General features: G+C 69.6%; 1 protein-coding gene. It reads left to right on the top strand.

Features of this window, described 5'->3' with window-relative positions; all coding sequences use genetic code 11:
• Positions 1–655: amidophosphoribosyltransferase (locus tag ASF38_RS18640; RefSeq protein WP_235497354.1), on the top strand; the 655-nt coding region annotated here is incomplete at both ends.

The following is a 655-nucleotide window of genomic DNA, read 5'->3' as shown; positions in this document are numbered from 1 at the left end:
GAGGAGGTCGCCAAGCTCAGCTACTTCGGCCTCTACGCCCTGCAGCACCGCGGCCAGGAGTCCGCCGGCATCGCGGTGAGCAACGGCAAGCAGATCCTCGTCTACAAGGACATGGGCCTGGTCTCCCAGGTGTTCGACGAGTCGACGCTGGAGTCGCTGAAGGGCTCCGTCGCCATCGGGCACTCCCGGTACAGCACCACGGGCGCCAGCGTCTGGCAGAACGCCCAGCCGACGTTCCGGCCCACGGCGCAGGGTTCGGTCGCCCTCGCCCACAACGGCAACCTCACCAACACCGCCGAGCTCGTGACCATGCTCGAGGAGCGGACCGCCCAGCAGGCTCCGGACCGCCGCGGCAAGGGCGAGACCGCCACCACCGACACGTCGGTCATGGCCAGCCTGCTCGCCTCCTACCGCGACCGCTCGGTCGAGGAGGCGGCCATCGAGGTCCTGCCGAAGCTGCGTGGCGCGTTCTCGCTGGTGTTCATGGACGAGACCACGCTGTACGCCGCACGCGACCCGCAGGGGATCCGACCGCTCGTGCTGGGTCGCCTCGAGCGCGGCTGGGTGGTCGCCAGCGAGACGGCGGCCCTCGACATCGTCGGTGCGTCCTTCATCCGCGAGATCGAGCCCGGCGAGTTCATCGCGATCGACGAGA

The sequence above is a fragment of the Aeromicrobium sp. Leaf272 genome, assembly GCF_001422865.1.
In the GTDB taxonomy this organism is placed as follows: domain Bacteria; phylum Actinomycetota; class Actinomycetes; order Propionibacteriales; family Nocardioidaceae; genus Aeromicrobium.
Note: the sequence above shows the minus strand (reverse complement) of the source record. Positions and strands in the feature narration are given on the sequence as shown.